At 33.9% G+C, this 16,849-nt stretch carries 16 protein-coding genes; 7 read left to right on the top strand and 9 right to left on the bottom strand.

What is annotated here, in order from left to right; all coding sequences use genetic code 11:
* Positions 1-6 precede the first annotated feature (6 nt).
* A complete protein-coding gene (locus tag DMB65_RS03510) occupies positions 7-549 on the top strand; it encodes a DUF1697 domain-containing protein (RefSeq protein WP_110305279.1) in 543 nt (180 codons plus the stop codon).
* Positions 550-616: 67 nt separating this feature from the next.
* Here the strand turns inward: DMB65_RS03510 and DMB65_RS03505 are convergent, their stop codons facing one another.
* From DMB65_RS03505 to gcvT, 5 genes are all read right to left on the bottom strand, one after another.
* Positions 617-1,471, bottom strand: coding sequence for a hypothetical protein (locus DMB65_RS03505; protein ID WP_110305278.1), 855 nt, complete (start codon positions 1,469-1,471; stop codon positions 617-619).
* Positions 1,472-1,485: 14 nt separating this feature from the next.
* The gene (gene kdsA / locus DMB65_RS03500; RefSeq protein ID WP_110305277.1) at positions 1,486-2,304 is read right to left on the bottom strand and encodes a 3-deoxy-8-phosphooctulonate synthase; all 819 of its coding nucleotides are present in this window, start codon (positions 2,302-2,304) and stop codon (positions 1,486-1,488) included.
* A gap of 472 nt (positions 2,305-2,776) precedes the next feature.
* Entirely contained in the window at positions 2,777-3,490 is a 714-nt protein-coding gene (locus DMB65_RS03495; RefSeq protein ID WP_007811539.1) for a YebC/PmpR family DNA-binding transcriptional regulator, read from the bottom strand.
* 383 nt (positions 3,491-3,873) lie between these two features.
* Complete coding sequence (locus DMB65_RS03485; protein WP_110305275.1) at positions 3,874-5,904, bottom strand: carboxy terminal-processing peptidase; 2,031 nt, start codon at positions 5,902-5,904, stop codon at positions 3,874-3,876.
* A gap of 150 nt (positions 5,905-6,054) precedes the next feature.
* Positions 6,055-7,137 carry a glycine cleavage system aminomethyltransferase GcvT gene (gcvT, locus tag DMB65_RS03480; RefSeq protein WP_110305274.1) on the bottom strand — a complete coding sequence of 361 codons (1,083 nt, stop codon included), beginning with the start codon at positions 7,135-7,137 and terminating at the stop codon, positions 6,055-6,057.
* A 239-nt stretch (positions 7,138-7,376) separates the two neighbouring features.
* Here gcvT and DMB65_RS03475 point away from each other — a divergent pair, with 239 nt between their 5' ends.
* Complete coding sequence (locus DMB65_RS03475; RefSeq protein WP_110305273.1) at positions 7,377-8,225, top strand: NAD(P)H-hydrate dehydratase; 849 nt, start codon at positions 7,377-7,379, stop codon at positions 8,223-8,225.
* Here DMB65_RS03475 and smpB read toward each other — a convergent pair.
* Positions 8,222-8,677, bottom strand: a complete 456-nt coding sequence (smpB, locus tag DMB65_RS03470; protein WP_110305272.1) for an SsrA-binding protein SmpB — start codon at positions 8,675-8,677, stop codon at positions 8,222-8,224. The two genes, DMB65_RS03475 and smpB, sit on opposite strands and share 4 nt — an antisense overlap.
* Before the next feature lie 137 nt (positions 8,678-8,814).
* Here smpB and DMB65_RS03465 point away from each other — a divergent pair, with 137 nt between their 5' ends.
* Together DMB65_RS03465 and DMB65_RS03460 are read left to right on the top strand one after the other, a co-directional pair.
* A complete protein-coding gene (locus tag DMB65_RS03465; protein WP_110305271.1) occupies positions 8,815-9,453 on the top strand; it encodes an outer membrane beta-barrel protein in 639 nt (212 codons plus the stop codon).
* A gap of 96 nt (positions 9,454-9,549) precedes the next feature.
* Positions 9,550-9,780 carry a VF530 family protein gene (locus DMB65_RS03460; protein ID WP_110305270.1) on the top strand — a complete coding sequence of 77 codons (231 nt, stop codon included), beginning with the start codon at positions 9,550-9,552 and terminating at the stop codon, positions 9,778-9,780.
* A gap of 3 nt (positions 9,781-9,783) precedes the next feature.
* Here the strand turns inward: DMB65_RS03460 and DMB65_RS03455 are convergent, their stop codons facing one another.
* The 3 genes from DMB65_RS03455 to DMB65_RS03445 form a co-directional block, all read right to left on the bottom strand.
* The gene (locus DMB65_RS03455; protein ID WP_110305269.1) at positions 9,784-10,332 is read right to left on the bottom strand and encodes a GNAT family N-acetyltransferase; all 549 of its coding nucleotides are present in this window, start codon (positions 10,330-10,332) and stop codon (positions 9,784-9,786) included.
* A gap of 37 nt (positions 10,333-10,369) precedes the next feature.
* Positions 10,370-12,100, bottom strand: a complete 1,731-nt coding sequence (locus tag DMB65_RS03450; RefSeq protein WP_110305268.1) for a sodium:solute symporter — start codon at positions 12,098-12,100, stop codon at positions 10,370-10,372.
* Between the two features lie 121 nt (positions 12,101-12,221).
* On the bottom strand, positions 12,222-14,750 hold the full coding sequence (locus DMB65_RS03445; protein ID WP_110305267.1) for a PIG-L family deacetylase: 2,529 nt from the start codon (positions 14,748-14,750) through the stop codon (positions 12,222-12,224).
* Positions 14,751-14,993: 243 nt separating this feature from the next.
* Between DMB65_RS03445 and DMB65_RS03440 the strand changes: the two genes are divergently transcribed.
* The 3 genes from DMB65_RS03440 to DMB65_RS03430 all read left to right on the top strand — a co-directional run bounded on the left by DMB65_RS03440 (position 14,994) and on the right by DMB65_RS03430 (position 16,655).
* Positions 14,994-15,362, top strand: a complete 369-nt coding sequence (locus tag DMB65_RS03440) for a transposase family protein (RefSeq protein WP_110305266.1) — start codon at positions 14,994-14,996, stop codon at positions 15,360-15,362.
* Between the two features lie 148 nt (positions 15,363-15,510).
* Positions 15,511-16,110, top strand: coding sequence for a hypothetical protein (locus DMB65_RS03435; RefSeq protein ID WP_110305265.1), 600 nt, complete (start codon positions 15,511-15,513; stop codon positions 16,108-16,110).
* 176 nt (positions 16,111-16,286) lie between these two features.
* A complete protein-coding gene (locus DMB65_RS03430; RefSeq protein WP_110305264.1) occupies positions 16,287-16,655 on the top strand; it encodes a hypothetical protein in 369 nt (122 codons plus the stop codon).
* The last annotated feature ends 194 nt before the right edge of the window (positions 16,656-16,849 follow it).

Genomic DNA, 16,849 nt, shown 5'->3' with positions numbered 1-16,849 from the left:
TAAAAAATGAAAACCCACTTAGCACTTTTACGAGGCATCAACGTTTCAGGCCATAACATGATAAAAATGGAAGCATTAAAGACAATGCTCGAAAATATAGGTTTTACCAACGTTAGAACCTATCTGCAATCCGGAAATGTTTTTGTAGATACTGAAGAAGAAAGTGCTTCGAAAGTAGGGTTTATGATTAAGCAGGAAATTTTTAAAGTCTTTGGGTATGAAGTTCCTGTGATTGTTATTGCAAAAGAAGATTTGGAATTGTGTTTTAAAAATAGCCCTTATCTCAAAGAAAAAGAGGTTGATACTAAAAAGTTATATGTTGCTTTTGTTTCAATTGCCTTAAAAAGCGAAAATATAAATGATTTAAAAATCAGTCAGTTCAAGCCAGATGAGGCAAGTATTGACGGAAACAGAATTTTTATTAAATATGCTGTTGGAGCAGGGAAAACCAGATTTGATCAAAAATATATTGAGAAAAAGCTTAATGTCACGGCAACCATCAGAAACTGGAATACGGTTACGAATTTACTGAATATGTATACTGAGTAAAATAAAAAAAGCAGGTTTCAAATTAAATATATGAAACCTGCTTTTTATTATGTTTGAATTGTATTTTTTAGATTCTAAAAATCCCTCCAAAAGCAATAATTCTTTGTAAGAAGAAAAAGTCCTGAAAAGCACTGTCTTCATTACTTGCAGTAGTTTTGATATCCTGCATGTTGATATAACCGCCCTTTAGTTCTCCCTGTATGTAAAAGTGTTTAAAGAAAGTTACATTGATTCCTGCTTTTGCAGATACTCCATAACCAGAAACATGAAAATCGTCATGACGCTCTTTTCCTAAAAGCATAGTATTGGTTTTAGGATATAAAAGTCCCGCACCAAGACCTTCTGTAAGATTAATTTGTACCTTATCGGTGTTTGGAAGACTAAACCATTTTGAAATATCATCAAATCTTGAAACTTCTGTGTTTACATAATTTAAACCATCTGTATGTTCATAAGTCAAGAACGTTTCGTCAGAAAAATCTACAGGTTTGTTGCTATAAGTAGTGTTGTCATACTGAGAACCAGTATTATTAATATAACCGGTGACATTTGCTATTTGATTTTGGTTCATTACATATTTCATGTGATCAACTCCAATGGTTACACTGTAATGATCGCTAAAAAAATAACCTAATTTCAAATTTGTTTGAGGAATAGTCATTCGGGAAGGATTTACATAATCAACATGCCATCCTTTTGGTTTGTCATGTGCACTCATATCATGAACAGTGAATTCGTAATCTTTCCCTCTGAAAGTTACGTCAGATTTAGAGTAGCTTTCTCTATTGCCTCCCCATGAAACAAAGAACTTACCTTTATTGTGTGCTGTATATTTGTCTTGTATTGCAATGTTTTCCTGAGCAAATGTGTTCACAGCGAAACACATTAAGAATAATGGCAAGAATAAAAATTTATTTTTCAATTTATGATGTAAAATTAGAATGAATTAACTGTTTTTCTTATGGCTACTAATTTGGTCATTAACCCTTCAAAATAGTCTAAATGAAGCATGTTAGCACCATCACTTTTAGCATTAGCCGGGTCAAAATGAGTTTCGATAAAGATACCATCAACTCCTACAGCAATACCTGCTTTTGCAACTGTTTCAATCATATCGGGTCTGCCACCTGTAACACCGGCAGTTTGGTTTGGTTGCTGTAACGAGTGTGTCACATCTAAAACCGTTGTAGCATATTGTTGCATAGTTGGGATTCCTCTATAATCAACAATCATGTCCTGGTAACCAAACATCGTACCACGGTCTGTAACTATTACATTCTCATTATTACAATCTAACACTTTTTGAACGGCATGTTTCATGCTTTCAGGACTCATAAATTGCCCTTTTTTCAGGTTTACTGCTTTTCCAGTATTTGCTGCAGCAACAACCAAGTCAGTCTGGCGAACCAAAAAGGCAGGAATCTGTAATACATCTACATATTGGGCAGCCATGTCAGCATCTTCATTGGTGTGGATGTCTGTTACAGTTGGAACATGAAAAGTTTCTGAAACTTTTCGTAGAATTTTTAATGCTTTTTCGTCACCGATTCCGGAGAAACTGTCAATTCTGGAGCGGTTAGCTTTTTTAAAAGATCCTTTAAAAACATAAGGGATCTGAAGTTTGTCGGTAATACCAACTAATTTTTCGGCAATTCTGAGAGCCATTTCTTCTCCTTCTATAGCGCAAGGTCCCGCCAACAAAAAGAAATTACCACTGTCAGTATGCTTAATTTGTGGAATTTGCTGTAAATTCATATTTCTGATTTTTTTGACAGTGCAAAGGTAGTCAGGATTTACGATTTACAGATGAAGATTTGTGATTATTTTAAGATGCTGGGGTGATTTATGAAGAAATCTGCATTTTATGAACTGAACGGTTAACAAAATTACTTAAACTAACAGAAATAAGTAAATCATTTTTTTGTTGACCGGCAGCTTTTTGCTTCCTTAATATTTTCTTTTATTGGCCTTCTGGTACTTTCTGTGAGCTGTTATTAGGATTTGATTCTTATTAATGCACAGTACAACTTAACATGCTGAGAACAATAAAGAATACAACCATTATGATTAAAATAAATTTGTGTATTTTGAATTTTTTATATTTTATCTGGTTTTGGGTTGCAATTAATAGTTAAAAGCATATTTACCAGTTCCTGTTGTTTATTTCAATTTATTATAAACAAAAAGCCCTGGATTTCCAGAGCTTTTTAATATTTTATAAAAAAAATTATTCTTCTTTCATTGTGTGATAAACGTTCATTACATCATCATCTTCTTCTATTTTTTCAATAAGTTTTTCAACATCAGCAATTTGAGCTTCGGTTAATTCTTTAGTAATTTGAGGAATTCGTTCAAAACCTGAAGACAGAATTTCTAGACCTCTGTTTTCTAGTTCTTTCTGCAAGGCTCCAAAACTTCCAAAAGGTGCATAAATTAAAATTCCGTCTTCATCTTCAAAAACTTCTTCGGCACCAAAATCGATTAGTTCTAATTCTAATTCTTCCGGATCAAGATTTCCCTTTGCAATTCTGAAATTACAGGTGTGATCAAACATGAACTCAACAGAACCCTGAGTTCCCATTGTTCCGTTGCATTTGTTAAAATAGCTTCGGATATTGGCAACCGTTCTGTTGTTGTTATCAGAGGCAGTTTCAATCAAAATGGCAATTCCGTGAGGGGCATATCCTTCAAACAAAATTTCTTTATAGTTGGCAGTATCCTTATTGCTGGCATTTTTTATAGCGCGTTCCACATTATCCTTAGGCATGTTGGCCGCTTTTGCATTTTGTATAACCGCTCTTAATCTCGAATTGGCGTCTGGGTTTGGTCCGCCTTCTTTAACAGCCATAACGATATCTTTACCAATTCTGGTAAATGTTTTGGCCATTGCTGACCAACGTTTCATTTTTCTTCCTTTTCTAAATTCGAACGCTCTTCCCATTTCTAATTTTTAGTTTTGTGATGCAAAAATACAGTTATTCCTTATTTTTCCAAAATCAAATTATATTCTTTTTAAAATTATGTTTTTTTGTGTAAAGGAGAAAATAAAAAAAGTTTAAAAAAAATTGGGTCAATATTTTTCGAATGATAGCAAAAACTCAAAAATGACTCTTTTTAGCCACGATTGTAAAGAAAATCCTTGCAAGCCGGTGGTTCGGTTTTTAAGATCATTGGCTTATTTTTTTCATCGGAGTTGGGTAAACGTCGTTAAAAAGATAAAGCCAGAAGCAATGCAGATAAGAATGCCAAATGTTTCTGCTTCAAAAACAAATTTGCAGAACCAGATTTTGAGTTTTCTGTATGGATTTTGCCGTAATTCTGAATTTATTTTGCAGCATTAAATTCATTAATAATATTTACGGCTTCGTTTAAGTAAGGATTATTTTTGAGATTAGTAATTTGATACTGGTTTATTGTCTTTTCAGCGGGATATACGCCAAGTAAAAATTGATTTACAGTGGAGTTATAAACATCTAATGAATTGTTTTGATCACTAAAAGTATTAATTTCTTTCCATAATTTCTCCCTAATGGTTTTTTGTTCAAAAATTGAATTTAATGTAATTGCAACTTCAGATTTTGGAACATTAATCATGTCGTTTATCTTTGCATTGATTTCTTTTATTTGTTTAAAATAGAAATTGTTAGCCATTCTTGCTGTACTATTTTTGGCAATTTTGTCAATTAGGTTTCTTTTTACATATCGTCTGTATTTTAACAAGGGAGTAATACTGTCATTTTTGATTGCTGTTGGAAAATCACTTTCTTTTTGATAAATGTTCTCATAAAATTCAGGAAGAACAACATCAGGTCTAACACCAGTATTTTGATGGCTTTTTCCTGTAACCCTGTAAAATTTATTAATACTGATTTTTAAAAAATCGGTAGTTGTATTTTCATCAAGTGAGACTATAGTCTGCATGGTAGCCTTTCCTAAGGTATTGCTGCCTAATAACAAAGCACGGTTGTAATCTTGCAAAATAGATGCAAAAAATTCACTCGCAGAAGCCGTGTTGCTGTTTATTAAAATTACGACAGGACCTTTGTAGATCAGGCCTTTATACGGATCATTTATTACGGTTCTGTTTTGTTCTTTATCTATAACTACAGAAAGTGGTCCGTAATCAATAAACATGCCTGATAGTCTTATAGCTTCCTCCATAGAACCACCACCGTTATTAATCAGGTCGATTACAAGACCTTTGATGTTGTCTTTTTCCAGTTTTATCATTTCTCTGGCAACATCATCGGCACAGCCTTTACGGTTATTTTGGTCAAGGTCAGCATAAAAACTAGGGATTTTGATATAACCAATTTTACTTTCTTTGCTTATAATGAAACTGTAGACTGAATTATCTTCGTCCTTCATTATTTGCTTTTCGATATAGACTTCAAAGTTTTTACCGGAATTTCGTTTTAAGGTGAGTGTGATTTTTTTATTAGATTCCGATAAAATCATGGTCGAAACTGATTCTAACGAAGCACACGAAACATGTAAGGTCTCTTTCTGGTTTGAAATTGAAACAATCTGATCTCCTTTTTTAATCTGTCCGGACTGAAAGGCAGGGCCATTTGGATCTACTTCTTCAATAATAATTTCATTTTTTTCATTTAATTTTAAACTCACTCCTAAAGAAAAATGTTCTTTGGATAGTGACGCGACAAAACTGGATTTTGAGTCATCACTAAAATAAGCAGTATGCGGATCAAAATAGGTACAAAAAAAGTTGTAAAGATTTTCCTGTTGTGTGTCTTTTCGCTCTAAGAGCGTATTGATTCTGCAAATTTCATTTGATAAAACAACAGCCCTGGATTGTAATTCTATCGATTTAAAGTTTAATTCGATAGAATCCAGGTTGTTACCCGTTTCAGCAATATCATCTAAAATTTGATAGCGAAGTTTTTTAAGCCAGACTTTTTCTAAATTCTCCTTTTTTAAATAAAATGTAAATGCCTTTTTGTAGAATCGGATGGTGTCTTTTTTACTGTAATCAATTGGTCCGGACTGAATTTTTTCTAAAATAGTTTTAGTCCGCAAAAGGGCAGTTGTATATTTAGTAGTAATATCAGATAAAAAACTGCAATCCCCTTTAAGGATTAGATTATCTAAATTTAAGCGATAAAGTTTAGACATTTCTTCATACTCCGATTTGAAAAAAATGTTTCTCGAAGGATCTAATTCATCCATTAAATTGTCAAAAACGTACACAGATAAGCTGTCGTCTACCGGTTTTGGTTTAATGTGCTCATTTTGAATCAGGCGGTTTATTTTGGCGAGTATCATGCACGTCTGATCGCTATTTTGAGAAAATAGAAGGTTCGTAATTAACATAAATCCCAATAATACTCTTTTCATATTCAATAAATCTAAAAATAAATTTACGCTTATTTTTTTATTAATTGTTATTTCTTCTCTATAATATTCTTACATTTAGATCGTTTCTTTCGGGTATAAAAAAATGCATTACAATCAGGTAATGCATTTATAACTATTTTGTAAAATTTTTTATTTCTTGTAAAAAGGCAACTTAACTACTTTAGCAGGAACATCATTCTTTCTGATTCTGATGAAGATATCACTATCAATAGCACTATTATTTACGGTTACATATCCCAGACCAATACCCTTATTCATGGATGGTGACATCGTTCCGGATGTAACAATACCAATCACAGCTCCTGATGCGTTAACAATTTCGTAATCGTGTCTGGGTACCGCACGCTCCTGCATTTCAAAAGCAACTAATTTTTTAGAAATACCTTGTTCTTTTTGGTTTTTCAGGTTTTCAGAATTTGTAAACTCTTTATTGAATTTTGTAATCCATCCTAAACCAGCTTCAAGAGGAGAAGTGGTATCGTTAATATCGTTTCCGTACAAACAAAACCCCATTTCTAAACGCAGAGTATCACGAGCTGCAAGACCAATTGGTTTTATTCCGAAAGCTGTACCAGCTTCAAAAACTTTGTTCCAGATTTGCTCAACGTCACTGTTCTTGCAATAAATTTCAAATCCGCCAGAGCCTGTATAACCGGTAGCAGAAATAATTACGTGTTCAATTCCTGCAAAATCAGCTACTTCAAAATGATAGTAGGCTATTGCAGACAAATCTATCGAAGACAATGACTGCATAGCTTCAACCGCTTTTGGTCCCTGAATCGCCAATAAAGAATAATCATCAGAAAGGTTCTTCATTTCAACTCCCAAATCATTGTGCGATGAAATCCAGTTCCAGTCTTTCTCAATATTCGAAGCATTTACAACCAGTAAATATTGCTCTTCTTTCATTTTATAAACAATCAAGTCATCTACGATTCCGCCATCATTATTTGGAAGACAAGAATATTGTGCTCTTCCAATTGTCAAAGCCGAGGCATCATTTGAAGTCACTTTCTGAATCAATGCCAATGCATTAGGGCCTGTTAATAAAAATTCTCCCATATGCGAAACGTCAAAAACCCCCACACTGTTACGAACGGTCTCGTGTTCAGCATTTACTCCTTCATATGTAATTGGCATGTTATAACCTGCAAAAGGCAGCATTTTTGCTCCTAAACCTTCATGGATGTGCGTAAGCGCAGTATTTTTCATTGTATGGATTTATAAAATTGAGCCGCAAATTTATTCAAAAAATATCGAAAATAAGTATTCTAAATTATAAATTTCGCAATGATTAGGAGCTATTTCCTGTTATTCGCTATATCTTTTTGTCCCGTTAAAAAAACAGGACAAAAAGGATGCCGCTGCTACCAGGGCTATGGTAGTTGGTTTCAAAAGATGTATTAAGGTTTTTAATTTTTTATGTAACTTTAGTAGATAAAAGCATTCAGATGAAGACTCCATATTTAATCACAAAAGAAGAAGTTTTAAAGTTTTATAAACCTGTAAATCCATTATCACATAAAGGGCTTCAGGGACATGCCGTGATTATTGCCGGGAGTTACGGCAAAATAGGGGCAGCAGTTCTGGCATCAAAATCCTGTATCAAATCAGGTTGTGGGCTTGTAACGACTTTTATACCAAAATGCGGTTATCAAATCCTGCAGATTTCAATTCCGGAAGTTATGGTTTTTACTGATGACAATACAAATTTCTTAACCAACATTCATCTGCCGTTAATCCCACAAGCAATCGGCATTGGACCGGGAATAGGGAAGGAGCTGCTAACACAAAAGGCTTTATTTGAATTTTTGAAAATCAATAAAATACCTTTAGTTCTTGATGCTGATGCTTTAAATATTTTGTCGGAAAACAAATCCTGGCTGCAATTACTATCTGAAAAAACAATTCTGACACCACATCCAAAAGAACTGGAACGTTTAATAGGCAAATGGGATTCTGAAGTGCAAAAGTTTCAAAATGCAATTGCTTTCTCAGAACGATACCAAGTGATCATCATTATGAAAGGTGCCCCTACTTTTATCATTAATCAAACTGCAGTTTATCAAAATACAACCGGAAATGCTGCGTTGGCAACTGCAGGAAGCGGTGATGCACTTACGGGAATTATTACTAGTTTGCTGGCGCAGGGGTATGAACCTCTGCAAGCTGCACAATTAGGTGTTTTTATTCATGGACTAACAGCAGATATTGCATTACCACAAACCGGATATCAGTCTTTTATAGCATCAGATATTATTGAAAATCTCGGAAAAGCTTTTTTAAATCTTGAAACTTAATTATAAGCTTTTTTGATACGGTCTAAGTCACGTTTTGTGTCCTGTTCTTTTAGTGATTCCCGTTTGTCATAATTTTTCTTTCCTTTACAAAGACCAATTTGAAGTTTTGCTAAGCCCTTTTCATTGGTAAATAACTTTAGAGGAACTATCGTAAGTCCTTTTGCCTGAACACTTTTTTGAAGGTTTTTTAATTCCTTTCTGTTCAAAAGCAATTTTCTTTCACTTCTTGATTTGTGATTAAATTGATTGCCAAAGGAGTATTCTTCAATATAGGTGTTAATCGCAAAAAGCTCATTGTTACTGAATTCACAAAAACTTTCAGTAATATTTGCTTTACCTAATCGAATAGATTTTATCTCTGTTCCTGCCAAAACAATTCCGGCAGTGTAGGTATCAATTATTTCATAATCAAACCTGGCTCTTTTATTAAGTATATTGACTGTTTTTAACATGATGCAAAAATAAGTAAAATTGTAAAACTTTGACGTCGGTAAATATAATTAAAGATTTTTTTTAATATATGATTTTAATCATTCCCGTCACAAAAGCTTCCTCATAATTTTGCCATGTAATTAATAAATATAATAACATGAAAAAAATTGTAACATTAGCGGGTATTTTATTATTGGGTCTAACAGTTAAAGCTCAGGAAGCAAGTCAGGGACTAAAAGGGACATGGTTTGCAACTTCGCAATTTGGCTATCAGCAAACTAAAACTGCAGATGAAAAAAATACAAGTTTATCTGTACTGCCAATTGTGGGAACATTTGTAAGTCCATCGGTTGCTGTAGGTGCAGGAATTGGATATATCAATATTAAATCAGAGTCTGATGCAGGAACGGAAGCAAAAACGGATCTGATTGTTGTTCAGCCTTTAGTGAGAAAATATTGGAATATCGCCAGCTCATTGTATTTCTTCGGGCAGGCAGCTTTACCGGTTATCACAGGAAAGGAAAAAGAAAGCGATTTAAAAGTAAATCAGTTTGGTTTATCTGTATCAGGAGGTTTTGATTATTTTATAACCAAAAATTTCTCAGTTGAATTTTCTTATGACCTGGCAAATTTCACAACGACTACTATTGAACCTAAAAATGGAGAAAAAACAACCGTTACAAATTTTGGATTGGCTCACGTTGCAAACGTTGACCCATTTTACAATACTGCCCTTGCAGGAAGTAATCCAAATTTGACATCACCGCTTTCTTTCGGATTTAAGTTCTTATTCTAAAAATTAGTGAATTGTTTTAGGTCAATTCGTTAATTTTGCATAAAAGACCGTATTTTTTAAGATACGGTCTTTTTATTATTTATTTAAAATATAAAGATGGAAAACAAATCTAAAGATCCGCTACACGGAATTACACTTCAAAAAATTGTTGAAACCCTTGCTGATTATTATGGTTTTGATACTTTAGGGGAATTAATTCCCATTAAATGCTTTACTGATAATCCCAGTGTAAAATCCAGTCTTACTTTTTTAAGAAAAACAGCTTGGGCCAGAATAAAAGTAGAAGAATTGTATGTTAAGTCACGTTCTAAATTTTCTGAAAAATAAAAATTATCGGTTCAATAAGGAATAAATTACTTTATCCAGAAACTTACCTTCATAAAATCCGGACTCTTTTAAATGAGCTTCTTTGATAAAACCACATTTTTGTAGCACTTTTTCAGAAGCAAAATTTTCCGGATCAATAACAGCTTCAATTGAGTGTAGTTTCAAATCATTAAAACCATAAGCAATTAAATGTTTAACTGCCTCAGTAATAATTCCTTTTCCATTAAATTCAGGAAGTAGCATGTAGCCAATTTCTGCACGATAGTTTTCGGGTTGCATTCTGTAATATCCAATAATACCCAATAGTTTTGGATTTCCTTTTAAAGTAATTCCCCAATTGATTCCGGTATTTGTCACGATTTTGTCTTCAATCATGGCAATATGCCCGAGTGCATCTTCAGTAGTTTTAACTAACGGTCTTGGAATATATTTCATTGTTTCCGGATTAGACCGCAATTCAAAAACCTCATTTACATCATCGTCCGTAATTCGTCTTAAAAGCAAACGTTCCGTTTCAATAACCGGAAAAGGGGTAAAATTAAAATTCAGCATCTTTAATAACTATTGTTAAGATAAAATATAAATCAAACTATAATTCATTCAATTGCTCATTATTTCTTTTGAAAAAAGCAATTTGCATCAACAGTGATAATACGATAGTCAGGATGGCACCAATAAAATTCAGCCATAAGTACCCTAATTTTTCCTGACCACTCGGATAAATATAAATCATAAAGTAATAAATGATAAAAATGGTCAACTGACTAATAATCGCACTGTAAAACATTGGCTTAGCCTGAACTCTTCCGAGATAAAACCCTACCAGAAAAATCCCCAAAACGGTTCCGTAAAATATAGAACCAATAATGTTTACCAACTGAATTAAATTCTCAAATAAAGTTCCTACACAGGCAAAGAGTATGGCAACAATTCCCCAAAAAAGCGTGAAAAATTTGGTAGCGTTCAGATAGTGCTTTTCAGATTTCTCTTCTTTGATATTTCGTTTATAGATATCAATTGCCGTCGTTGATGCCAGCGCATTTAATCCCGAAGCTGTTGAGGACATGGCAGCCGAAATAATTACAGCCAGTAATAATCCAATAAGTCCTTTTGGTAAATAATGTAAAATAAAATGAAAGAACACATAATCCTTATCATTGGTTTCGCTATTGCTGTCAGCTTTAGAAATGATTTCTTTCGCCCGATCGCGCAAATCTTTTTCCTTATTGGATAAAGTGACTAACTCTTTTCGAAGAATAGGATTGTCATAATCCTCGTTCAATTGCTCGATATACAACAGATTGATTACCTTTTTATCTTCAGAAAGTTTATTCAGTTTAAGTTCTAAAGCATGATATTCATCTTTGTAAGCCGATTTTTCAATGACAATTTTATTATTCGGATTAAAATTTAAAGGAACGGGATTGAACTGAAAAAAAACAAAAACCATCACCCCGGTCAGCAGTATAAAAAACTGCATCGGGACTTTTAAAAGTCCGTTCATAATCAGTCCCATTTGACTCTCTTTAACGGATTTACCTGACAAATAGCGGCCCACTTGTGACTGATCTGTACCAAAATAGGCCAGCATGAGGAAAAAACCACCGGTAATTCCGCTCCAGAATGTATATTTTTCTTCAGGATCAAAAGAGAAATCCACAATATTCATTTTGTCATTGGCACCGGCAATGTGCATGGCACTTGAAAAAGTCATGTCCTGTGGCAAATAATGCAGAATCAGGAAAAAAGTAATAAACATTCCGGACATAATCACGAACATTTGCTGCTTTTGAGTGACATTCACTGCCTTTGTTCCTCCCGAAAAAGTGTAAATTATAACCAGCAGACCAATTATAATGTTCATTAAAGTTAAATTCCAGCCCAACAAAGCTGATAATATAATTGCCGGGGCATAAATCGTTAAACCAGTTCCTAATCCTCTTTGAACCAAAAACAGGATAGCGGCCAATGAACGTGTTTTTACATCAAATCGTTTTTCGAGAAACTCATAAGCTGTAAATACCTTATTTTTATGGTATAACGGGATAAAAGTCAGGCAAATGACAATCATGGCAATGGGCAATCCGAAGTAAAATTGCACAAAACCCATTCCGTCATGATAAGCCTGTCCCGGAGTAGACAGAAAAGTAATGGCGCTGGCCTGTGTTGCCATAACCGAAAGCCCTACAGTATACCAGGGAGTTTCATTATTTCCTAAAATAAAGTCTTCAACATTTTTACTTCCTTTTGTTTTCCAGGATCCATATCCTACAATAAACAAAAGAGTAACAATCAGTACGACCCAGTCAAATAGCTGCATAATTTATGAGTATAATTGCATAATTAGAAAAAAAATAATAATGTAAACGGCGTTAGCAACTAGTACATAGGTGTAGCTTTTTTTCCATTTTTTTTCTTTTTTAGCTTCCATCTTTGTTGATTTAATTTTTTAATTCCTGTTTCGGAGCTTCAATAGGCTGTTTTAACGAGATAATATTCGAAAGTAATCGATATGCTCCTGAAACCCCTTCCGGAAGTTCTCTGAAAAAACTTAAACCGGTATAAATATAATAGCCTTTACCATAAGGAGCCACCAATAAAGCTCCTTTTTTATCTGATTCTCCTTTATCATGCGATCCTATAATTGGCGTAAAAGAAGCATCGTACTGATTTGGATAATAAAGACCTTGTTCCTGAGTCCAGCCCTCAAAATCTTTTGTAGTGATTTTGTTTGGTGTGTTTAAAACAGGATGATTTGGTGCTAGAAAAGTGATTTTGGCATTTTCGTCTGTAACACGATCATTTGAAAGTGTAAGCGGATAAGGCGCAATTTTATCCGTTATCAGTTTTCCATTTGTATTGTATTGTACAATCATGGTTTTACCGTTTTTTACAAAATCAAAAAGAATAGACTGCTTGTTAGACAACGCATTCACGGTATTGTAGGCACGAATTCCGGTAATAACCACATCAAAACGATCCAGTTTTTCAGGCGTAATTTCTTCGGGAGTCAAAAGGGTTACTTTATAGCCCATTTGAGATAAACTTTCCGGAATTTCATCGCCGGCACCCATAATATAACCAATAGCATCTCCTGTGGTTTTCAGGTCGATACGGATGCATTTTGATTCGGCTGATTTTAAAACCAGTTGTTTTGTAATATGATCAAAGTCAATGATCGTCTGGTCTTTGTCAAATTGCTGATTGTCAATTGTAGCAATACTTTTTGCAAAAACTTCTTCAAAGTTAGACGCAGGCGTAACTTCAAAATAGAACGTTTGCTCCATTCCTTTCTTATCCAGTGAAAACGGAATTTCTGTTGGTGAAACGATCCAGTTTTTTGGCAGATCCAATTGTAAATTTCCTTTAATTCTGTCTTTTCCTGCACGGACTTTTACAGGAACCAGTTTACTTTTGGCATCTTTAAAAAGCAGCACTTTCTCAAGGATCGAAGTCGTAACCTCCGGTACAATATCCAGAAAGTTGTACATTTCGCCTTTTACGCCATCATTGTATTTATAGACCACAGTGCGCTCAAACGGAATTTGAACACCGTTAATTTTTACGGTAAAAACAACTTTTACGTCCCTGATAACATCCGGAACGCCTATGTTTTCCTGATTCGAAACCGTATACATTCCAACACTTGCTTTTTCTTTTAGCCAGTACGGTGCTGTATATTCTAACGACTCAGGAAGCTGTATTTCGAGTTTGAATCGTTGCCCGTTGTTGTTTTTTAAGAAAAGATTATGTTTAATCGTGGTTCTGTTATCTGGTTGCGAAGTTACGCCTGTTAGCTGCATATCAATAGGACACCTGTTGATGGCTTCAATATTTAAGGTAATAGTGCTTCCGGGTGTGGTTTCCTGTTCCTCGGCAACGGCTTCCAGATATAATCCGGCACAGGATGCGATTATGTTTTTTAAGGCATCCGATTTTAAATCTTTCCAATGAGTATCTTCCAAATCGTCAATCATCGAGTACACTTGTACCAAATCCGGGATACTGGCTGACGGATTGCTGAAATTGTAGCTGGCAATAATTTTAGAAATCAGTTCGCCAATAGGTTTTCCGTTTTTAACACGGTTCCAGGAAGTATCAATTCCGTCAAATAAATCATCACGGTTTTTGGACTTTTCGCCATTTATCAGTTCCAGGTATTCAGTTTCGTTACCCCGGCTGCCAGTGCTTCCAAAACCCTGTGACTGATGGCAGCTGCGGCTCAAAGCCGCAATTTCCTGATTTGATTTGCCCATTCCGGGATAATAAACACCCGTTTGCAAAGTGGTAAATTTAGACTTATCCGCTGCATCAAATTTTTCCTGGCTACCGTAAAACCACCACGACGTATTAAAAAACTGTCGTTTTACCTGCCACGGACTCACATATTCTAATTGTTCGGGATATATTTTGGCATTATTTGCCAAGTTAAAACTCTCCACGCTCAACATTGCCGAAGCGGTGTGATGGCCGTGGGTCGTTCCCGGTGAGCGGTGGTCAAAACGGTTGATGATTACATCCGGCTGAAATTTCCTGATAGTCCAGACCACATCTGCAAGTACTTTGTCCTTGTCCCAGATTTTTAAAGTTTCATCGGGGTTTTTAGAGAAACCAAAATCATTCGCACGCGAAAAAAACTGTTCCCCGCCATCAATTTTTCTGGCTTCAATTAACTCCTGAGTTCTGATGACACCCAATAATTCACGCAATTGCGGGCCAATTAAATTTTGTCCGCCATCACCCCGGGTTAAGGACAAATAACCCGTTCTGGCGTTTACTTCATTCGATAAATACGAAATCAGACGTGTGTTTTCATCATCAGGATGCGCTGCAATATACAGCACAGATCCTAAAAAGTTTAATTTTTGAATTTGATTATAGATAGCAACAGCATTTGGTTTTTGTGGCTGTTGTGCAAAAGAAATTTGAATACTAATAAAAAAAAGTAAAAATAACTGAGTTTTTCGCATAGCGTGGTTCGTATTTTTAAAAGTTCCAAAAATAGTAATTATATCTTTGTAGAGTATTTAAATGAAATGTTAATGTTCAATTTCTTTCTCATTTTGAATAAATACCTATTATAATTAGAGTTCTACCATTAATTGAATGGGTTTTGTATTTTTAACAATAAAAGATGACAGAAGATTTTTTTGATAAGCTATTTAATTTTGGTCCGGAATGGAAAGTTGAAAAAATTGATTTCAACGAAGATAATGAGGTTGATATATTTGAAATGGAATTTAGATGATTATAAAAAGACATATACAGCAACTTATGAATTTGTTCACGATTATAGAGATCACCGTAGATGGCGACACCTAGACATCATGCAGTTTAAAACCTATATCAATGCTAAAATTCCCCGAATAAAAACCAAAGATGGTAAGATTGAAAGTATTAAAGTTCCATGGGCTTCCGAAGGAAATACACATACTTTTCTTTTTGAAATATTGATAATCGATAGGTTATTAGCGACTAAAAACCAATCTAAAACGGCGGGTATGTTGCGATGTGGCTTTAATGTTGTCAATAGAATCATACATGCCGCAAGTCTTCAGACTTTGCCAGCGGAATATCCATAAATTGAATTAATTTAGCGTGATTTATGAACATGAAGAGCCGTTTGAAGGCAGACTATCACGTACGGTTTCGTGAGAATGTAGGGTGAAATTCCCTTGCGATACTCGATTGGCAGACAGTTGCGGAAACTAAAATAAACCAAATTATTTAATGGAAAATTTCGAAAAATTATTAGAAGTTTTTAAGGAAAAATGTGATTCAAGTGTTTTTGAGCCATTAATATCAGAACAATCATTAGAATTCTTTAAGAAAATAGTCAACAGAATTCAGAACAATTATATCAATGAAAATGAAATAAGTTACAGAGAAAATACTAATTTATTAATTATCCTTTTTCAACAATATCCAGCTTCAAATGAAAATGTTGAATTATTTTTAGCAGATTCATTAATAAAAAACTTTCGAACGCTTATAAATCGAATCTTCAATAATAAAATTGAAGAAAATGGATTTCTAGAATCACCACTTGCTAAAAATTTAATAATTTTCATAGACATTTTTTTTCATAATCCATATTTTTCAAAGATCATAAATGATTTTGAAAAAGAGTTTTTTTTAAATGATTTAGTAAGTTTAACAAAAATAAAATACAATCCTGAAAAAGATTTTGATATTCAATTATCAATTCAAAATTCAGTTTCTGTTTTTTTCTATTTTCCAGAAAGTATGATTCAAAAAAATAAAATATTTTATAAAAATCACTTTGATGAAAGTGTAGTTTCTGAATTTGAAGAATTAGATGCTGAATAAATAAACCGTCTGCTAACAGCTACAACTGATTTCAGGTAATTTGCTTAACGGGAAGTTGGTTTTGTATTGGGCATGATTTTGTAAATCCGAAGAATGGGCTTAATTTAGTCCCAAACCCTTAGTCCCAAGACGTCGTTATAGCTAATTTTAAGAAACGAGAGACCAAAAATACAATAATGTGGAGCAACAGATATAATTACTATAACATTCAATGTAACGAGAACTTTAGTCAGAAACTTGACAAATCAGTTGTGATTCAGTGTCTATTAGAAACAGAATTCTTTAAGCAGACAAATCACCAATCGTTTACAAACACTGACAAATTCCCTTGGGTTGACATCATATTGGTAGAAACTTATAATGGAGATTATTCATCTTCTGCTAACGTAAATCAATTCGTAACTTTGGTTGCAATTGTTTGCTCAAAAGGACAAAATATAGACCAACAAATATATATTGATACATTTAAGCAAATTGCTAATAAACTGAATTGGAAACTATATTTGGAAGAAGACGATGACGGAAATGAAAACATTGAACTATAATAAAAACTGTGCCTAATAAACCGCTACGCAAAGCCTTTTTCAGACTTTGCGTAATTTAAAATCGTTTTCCAATCCATAAAAGTGTCAAAAGTTTCCTGACTTTTAGCGGGATTGCATTGGTAAGAAATACGTTTAAAGAGTTGTAAAAAAGCTAAAGTATTAACAAAGGTGTTGAATTCATAAGCCATTCACGG

Source organism: Flavobacterium cheongpyeongense (assembly GCF_003202435.1).
Classification (GTDB): domain Bacteria; phylum Bacteroidota; class Bacteroidia; order Flavobacteriales; family Flavobacteriaceae; genus Flavobacterium; species Flavobacterium cheongpyeongense.
Note: the sequence above shows the minus strand (reverse complement) of the source record. Positions and strands in the feature narration are given on the sequence as shown.

Excerpts from the sequence above, each read along its gene's own strand:
- DMB65_RS03510 (WP_110305279.1), top strand. The coding sequence starts at position 7 with ATGAAAACCCACTTAGCACTTTTACGAGGCATCAACGTTTCAGGCCAT.
- kdsA (WP_110305277.1), bottom strand. The coding sequence starts at position 2,304 with ATGAATTTACAGCAAATTCCACAAATTAAGCATACTGACAGTGGTAAT.
- DMB65_RS03495 (WP_007811539.1), bottom strand. The coding sequence starts at position 3,490 with ATGGGAAGAGCGTTCGAATTTAGAAAAGGAAGAAAAATGAAACGTTGG.
- DMB65_RS03485 (WP_110305275.1), bottom strand. The coding sequence starts at position 5,904 with ATGAAAAGAGTATTATTGGGATTTATGTTAATTACGAACCTTCTATTT.
- gcvT (WP_110305274.1), bottom strand. The coding sequence starts at position 7,137 with ATGAAAAATACTGCGCTTACGCACATCCATGAAGGTTTAGGAGCAAAA.
- DMB65_RS03475 (WP_110305273.1), top strand. The coding sequence starts at position 7,377 with ATGAAGACTCCATATTTAATCACAAAAGAAGAAGTTTTAAAGTTTTAT.
- smpB (WP_110305272.1), bottom strand. The coding sequence starts at position 8,677 with ATGTTAAAAACAGTCAATATACTTAATAAAAGAGCCAGGTTTGATTAT.
- DMB65_RS03465 (WP_110305271.1), top strand. The coding sequence starts at position 8,815 with ATGAAAAAAATTGTAACATTAGCGGGTATTTTATTATTGGGTCTAACA.
- DMB65_RS03460 (WP_110305270.1), top strand. The coding sequence starts at position 9,550 with ATGGAAAACAAATCTAAAGATCCGCTACACGGAATTACACTTCAAAAA.
- DMB65_RS03455 (WP_110305269.1), bottom strand. The coding sequence starts at position 10,332 with ATGCTGAATTTTAATTTTACCCCTTTTCCGGTTATTGAAACGGAACGT.
- DMB65_RS03450 (WP_110305268.1), bottom strand. The coding sequence starts at position 12,100 with ATGCAGCTATTTGACTGGGTCGTACTGATTGTTACTCTTTTGTTTATT.
- DMB65_RS03445 (WP_110305267.1), bottom strand. The coding sequence starts at position 14,750 with ATGCGAAAAACTCAGTTATTTTTACTTTTTTTTATTAGTATTCAAATT.
- DMB65_RS03440 (WP_110305266.1), top strand. The coding sequence starts at position 14,994 with ATGAGGTTGATATATTTGAAATGGAATTTAGATGATTATAAAAAGACA.
- DMB65_RS03435 (WP_110305265.1), top strand. The coding sequence starts at position 15,511 with ATGGAAAATTTCGAAAAATTATTAGAAGTTTTTAAGGAAAAATGTGAT.
- DMB65_RS03430 (WP_110305264.1), top strand. The coding sequence starts at position 16,287 with ATGTGGAGCAACAGATATAATTACTATAACATTCAATGTAACGAGAAC.